At 69.3% G+C, this 4,641-nt stretch carries 2 protein-coding genes and 1 pseudogene (1 of these 3 cut by a window edge); 2 read left to right on the top strand and 1 reads right to left on the bottom strand.

Features of this window, described 5'->3' with window-relative positions; genetic code table 11:
- Nucleotides 1-945 (top strand): annotated as a pseudogene (locus tag D472_RS26560) (glycosyl transferase family 2); the annotation flags it as partial.
- Between the two features lie 187 nt (nucleotides 946-1,132).
- Here the strand turns inward: D472_RS26560 and pstS are convergent.
- Complete coding sequence (gene pstS, locus D472_RS0102425) at nucleotides 1,133-2,284, bottom strand: phosphate ABC transporter substrate-binding protein PstS (protein WP_017602911.1); 1,152 nt, start codon at nucleotides 2,282-2,284, stop codon at nucleotides 1,133-1,135.
- 316 nt (nucleotides 2,285-2,600) lie between these two features.
- On the opposite strand from pstS, the gene treY reads away from it, so the two are divergent.
- Nucleotides 2,601-4,641, top strand: partial view of a malto-oligosyltrehalose synthase gene (gene treY, locus D472_RS0102420; protein WP_026117309.1) — the 5' portion only. 329 nt of this gene lie beyond the right edge of the window; the window shows 2,041 of its 2,370 coding nt (coding positions 1-2,041); its start codon is at nucleotides 2,601-2,603; its stop codon lies beyond the right edge, outside the window.

The raw sequence follows: 4,641 nt of genomic DNA, 5'->3' as shown, positions 1-4,641 counted from the left end.
GACCCCCCCGCCACCGCCTGGCACCTGGGCCCGGCCTCCACCGTCCGTACCCACCTGCCCTCCGAACGTTTTCGCACCGAGGTCTTGGCCGAACTCATGCCGCACCCCCACGCCTACCGTGAACGGGTACCGGCCCAGCGCCGCCGCGTCCCGCTCGTACACGCCGTGATCGACGTGGCCGGTGCCCCCTACAACCTGGTGCGCGGCTGTGTGGATCGGCTCCTGGGCGGGACCGAGAAGGACCTGGCCCTCACCTTGGTCGCGGATTGGGAAGGCGTACGGGACAAACCCACCGAATACGAAGGTCTGGATCTGCGCTTGGTGCAGGCCAACTACCTGCGCGATCCCCGGATCTCCTTCGCCTCGGCCGCCCCGCGCACCGGATTTCCCGCACCCTTCCTCCTCCAACTCCCCGTGGCCTGGGGGCTGGGTGAGCTGGCGTTGTCCCGACTCCTGGCCGCCGCCGAACGCTCCGGTTCCGGCCTCACCGAGCTCTTCCAAGTCGAGTCGCCCACCAGGGACGCGGGCGTGAGGTTGTGGCGTACCCGGGCCTTGGCTCGGGCCATGCGAGTGTGCGATAAGGACGAGGACCTGGCCGACGTGGTGGCCGGGCTCCACGGTCGCTACCGGATCCACGGTGGCGAAGGCACCCTGACGGACCTGACCCTGCGTCGTTCGGTTCCGCCGGCCCCCAGACCGATACCCGAGGTGGAGCGATGCGAGGACACCGAGCGGGTGACGCGGGAGGTGGAGGAGTCAAGGGAAACCGGGAAGGGCCGGGAGGTGGAGGAGGACGCCCCTCCTCGAAAGACCCTGTTGGCGCGGGCGCGTTCACTCTGGAGCCGAGTCCGCCGTGCCCGTGGCGGAGGCGTGCGCGAGGACTTCGGCGGATTCCCCGGTGGTCGTGACGGAGAGGGACCCAGGGGTCCGACCGCGGCCGGATAGATGGGGGAAGACACCTATCCGGGCGGGGGCGGACCCCGGCGTGTACCGTGCACCTCGATCGGTGACCGAGGGCGATGCGGCTCATACACAAGGTATCGGACTCCGGGTGCGAAACGGGCGCGCCAGGGAAGGTGGCGCGCCTGAATTCTCCCGAGATGGCGTTCCGCGGACCGGGCCAGGGCCCGGGTCAGGAGTTGATCGCCTCGATGGAGGCCAACAGGTCGGCCCGCAGGTCGTCGTTGACCGGAGTGGAGTCGGTCTCGGCGGAGGCCTCCTGCTGTCCCTCGGGACTCACCACGTACCTCAGGAACGCCTTGACCCGCTCGGCCTCCGCCTCGTCCGGGTAGTCCAGGCAGACCGTCTCGTAGCTGACCAGGACCAACGGGTAGCCGCCCGGTTCGGTGGTGCCGTAGTCCAGGTCCAGGGCCAGATCGAACTCGCTGACGTTCTCCTCGCGGCGTGGGGAACCGGCCACGACCTGGGCGGCCGCCTCCGGCGTGATCTCCACGAATTCCTCACCCACCCCGATGTTCGCCGCGGACAGGCCGTGCAGGTGCGACATCTCCACGTAACCGATGGCTCCTTGAGCGCGTGAGACCGTGTCGGCGATACCGCTGTTGCCCTGTGCGGACTCACGCGGGGTGAGCGGCCATTGCCCTGAGGGATCGTGTGGCCAGGAGTCGGGGGCGGCCGCCGCGAGGTAGTCGGTGAAGTTCTCCGTGGTCCCGGAGTCGTCGGCTCGGTTCACCTGGGTGATCGGCAGGTCCGGCAGGTCCGCGTGCGGATTGTCCTGGGCGATCTGCGGGTCGTTCCAGTTCGTGATGTCCTGGTTGAAGATCTTGGCGATGGTGTCCGGACGCAGGTTGAGCGAGTCCACGCCCTCCAGATTGAACACCACCGCGATGGCCACTACGTAGGCGGGCAGGTTGATGGTGTCCGAACCGCCACAGCGCGCCATGGCGTCCGCGTTCTCGTCCGGGTCCATGGCGGCGTCGGTGCCGGCGAAGGCCACCGCGCCGTCGATGAACTGGTTGCGGCCACCACCCGAACCGATCGAGTCGTAGTAGACGCGTGCCTCCTCGCAGGCCGATTGATAACCGGCGATCCACGTCGTCATAGCGTTCTCTTGGGCGCTGGAGCCGGCGCCGTTCAAGCTGCCCGAGAAACATTCCAGATCGTCCGGGGTCGCGGGAGCCGAGCCTTGGACGGCCTCGTCGCTGCCGCAGGCGGAGGTGGCCAACATCAGTCCGGCCAACGCGGCCGAGGCGACACCCCGATAGGCGTGGGCTCGGCGCCTGGGGTGGTCCTGGGTGCGGGTGCGCTTGTTGGACGGGAGCACGCTGCTTCTATCCCCTTCGTCGGAGTCGGTGGTCCGGTTTCACCGTTGGCCGCCGGTCATGGGCGCGTTGTCGCTGGTGACGGAGCGCCGCCGAAGAATTCAACCATGAGGGGAGCCCCTTCCCCAACGCGGGTGTGTGTGGAACCGGACGCATCCGTGGCGTCTTGGAGGCCTTTGGGTGGACATCAGGTGAACGAAGGGTTTTCGTGTGGTGAAAGATGTCGGACCTCGCCCGTGTACGTCCCTGGAACGGCTCCGCCACCAGGAAGAACGTCGCCGCGCATGACACGCCGGCGGTCGGGGCAGGGAACCGTCGATGAGCGCGCACACAACGTCCAAGAACCCGCCGGTGTCGACCTACCGCCTGCAGCTGTCTCCCGAACTGACCCTGGAGGACGCGGCCCGGCTCCTGGAGCCGTTGAGCAGGCTCGGGGTGGGAGCGGTCTACCTGTCCCCGATACTGGCCGCCACCCCCGGCTCCGACCATGGCTACGACGTGGCCGATCCCACACGTGTCTCCGAGACGCTGGGTGGACCGAAGGCCCTCGCCGCACTGGCCGAAAGCGCCCATGCTCTTGGGATGGGTGTGGTCGTGGACATCGTCCCCAACCACATGTCGGTGTCCAGGCCCGACGCCAACCCTTGGTGGTGGGACGTGCTGACCCACGGCCGTGACTCGGTCTACGCGCGCTGCTTCGACGTCGACTTCGGCTCCGGGCCGATCCTGGTCCCCGTCCTGGCCGACGACGGCGACGACGGCCGCGCCGCACTGGAACGGCTCACCATCGCCGACGGCCACCTCGTCCACTTCGACAAGCGCTTCCCCTTGGCCCCGGGCACCCACGCCCCCGGCGACGACGCCATCGAGGTCCACGAACGCCAGCACTACCGGTTGGTCTCCTGGCGACGCGGCGACGGCGAACTCAACTACCGGCGCTTCTTCGACGTCGACCACCTGGCCGCCGTCCGGGTGGAGGACCCGGGGGTCTTCGACGCCACCCACGCCGAGATCCTGCGCTGGGGGCGCGAAGGCCTGGTCGACGGGCTGCGGGTGGACCACGTCGACGGCCTCAGCGACCCCGGAGGTTACCTGCGCCGCCTGGCCGAGCACTTCGGCGGCTGGATCGTGGTGGAGAAGATCCTCGCCCCGGGTGAGTACCCGCCCGCCTCTTGGCCGGTCGCCGGCACCACCGGCTACGACGCGCTGCGCGAGATCTGTGGGGTCTTCCTCGCCCCCGAGGCCGAGCCCGTACTGACCACCCTGGCCCGCGAGCACGGAGTCGCCACCGACGTCGCCGAGATCGACTCCCAGGCCCGAGGCCGGGCCGCGAGCGAACTCCTGCGGACCGAGGTGCGCCGTATCGCCGCCCTGGTCCCACCTGAGGGCGATGGATTCACCGGCCCTCGCCTCGTCGAAGAGGCCGTGGCCGAACTCCTCACCTCCTTCGACGTCTACCGCTCCTACCTCCCCGAGGGTGAATCGGCCTGGGCGCGCGCGGTGCGTACCGCGGCCGAACGCCGTCCCGACCTCCAACCCCTGCTCAAGGGCATCGACCGCGCCGTACGCGCCGAACCCCGCGGTGAACTCGCCCGCCGGGTCCAACAGACCAGCGGCATGGTCGTGGCCATGGGAACCGAGAACACCGCCTTCTACCGAGGCACCCGCTTCGTCGCACTCAACGAGGTCGGCGGCGACCCCGCCGCGTTCGGGGTGGGCGTGAGCGACTTCCACACCGCCCAATCGCACCGTGAGGCGACCCAGCCGCACACCATGACCACCCTGTCCACCCACGACACCAAACGTTCCGAGGACGTGCGTGCCCGCCTGGCCGTGCTGTCCGAGATCCCGGCCGACTTCGCCGACGCCGTGCGCCGTTGGAGCCCACGCGCACCCCTGCCCGAACCCTCCTTGGACCTCCTGGGCTGGCAGACCCTCCTGGGCGCCTGGCCCATCGAGGACGAACGCCTGGTCGCCTACCTGACCAAGGCCGCCCGGGAGGCTCGCCTGGGCACCTCATGGACCGACCAGGACCACGAGTTCGAGGGCCGTATCCGCTCCTGGCCCGACCGATTGCGCGCCGACACCGACCTGCACGCCGAGGTGCGCGACTTCGCCCGCTCCCTCCAAGGCCCTGGTTGGAGCAACTCCCTGGGACAGAAGGCGATCCAGCTCCTGGGACCGGGTGTGCCCGACCTCTACCAGGGCACCGAACTATGGGACCTGTCCCTGGTGGATCCCGACAACCGGCGCCCGGTCGACCATCGAGCGCGCGCCGAAACGCTGTCACGGATCGAGGCCGGATGGTCGCCTCCGGTGGACGAGACCGGTGCCGCCAAACTCCACCTGGTCCGCACCT

The organism is Nocardiopsis alkaliphila YIM 80379 (genome assembly GCF_000341005.1).
Classification (GTDB): Bacteria; Actinomycetota; Actinomycetes; order Streptosporangiales; family Streptosporangiaceae; genus Nocardiopsis; species Nocardiopsis alkaliphila.
Note: the sequence above shows the minus strand (reverse complement) of the source record. Positions and strands in the feature narration are given on the sequence as shown.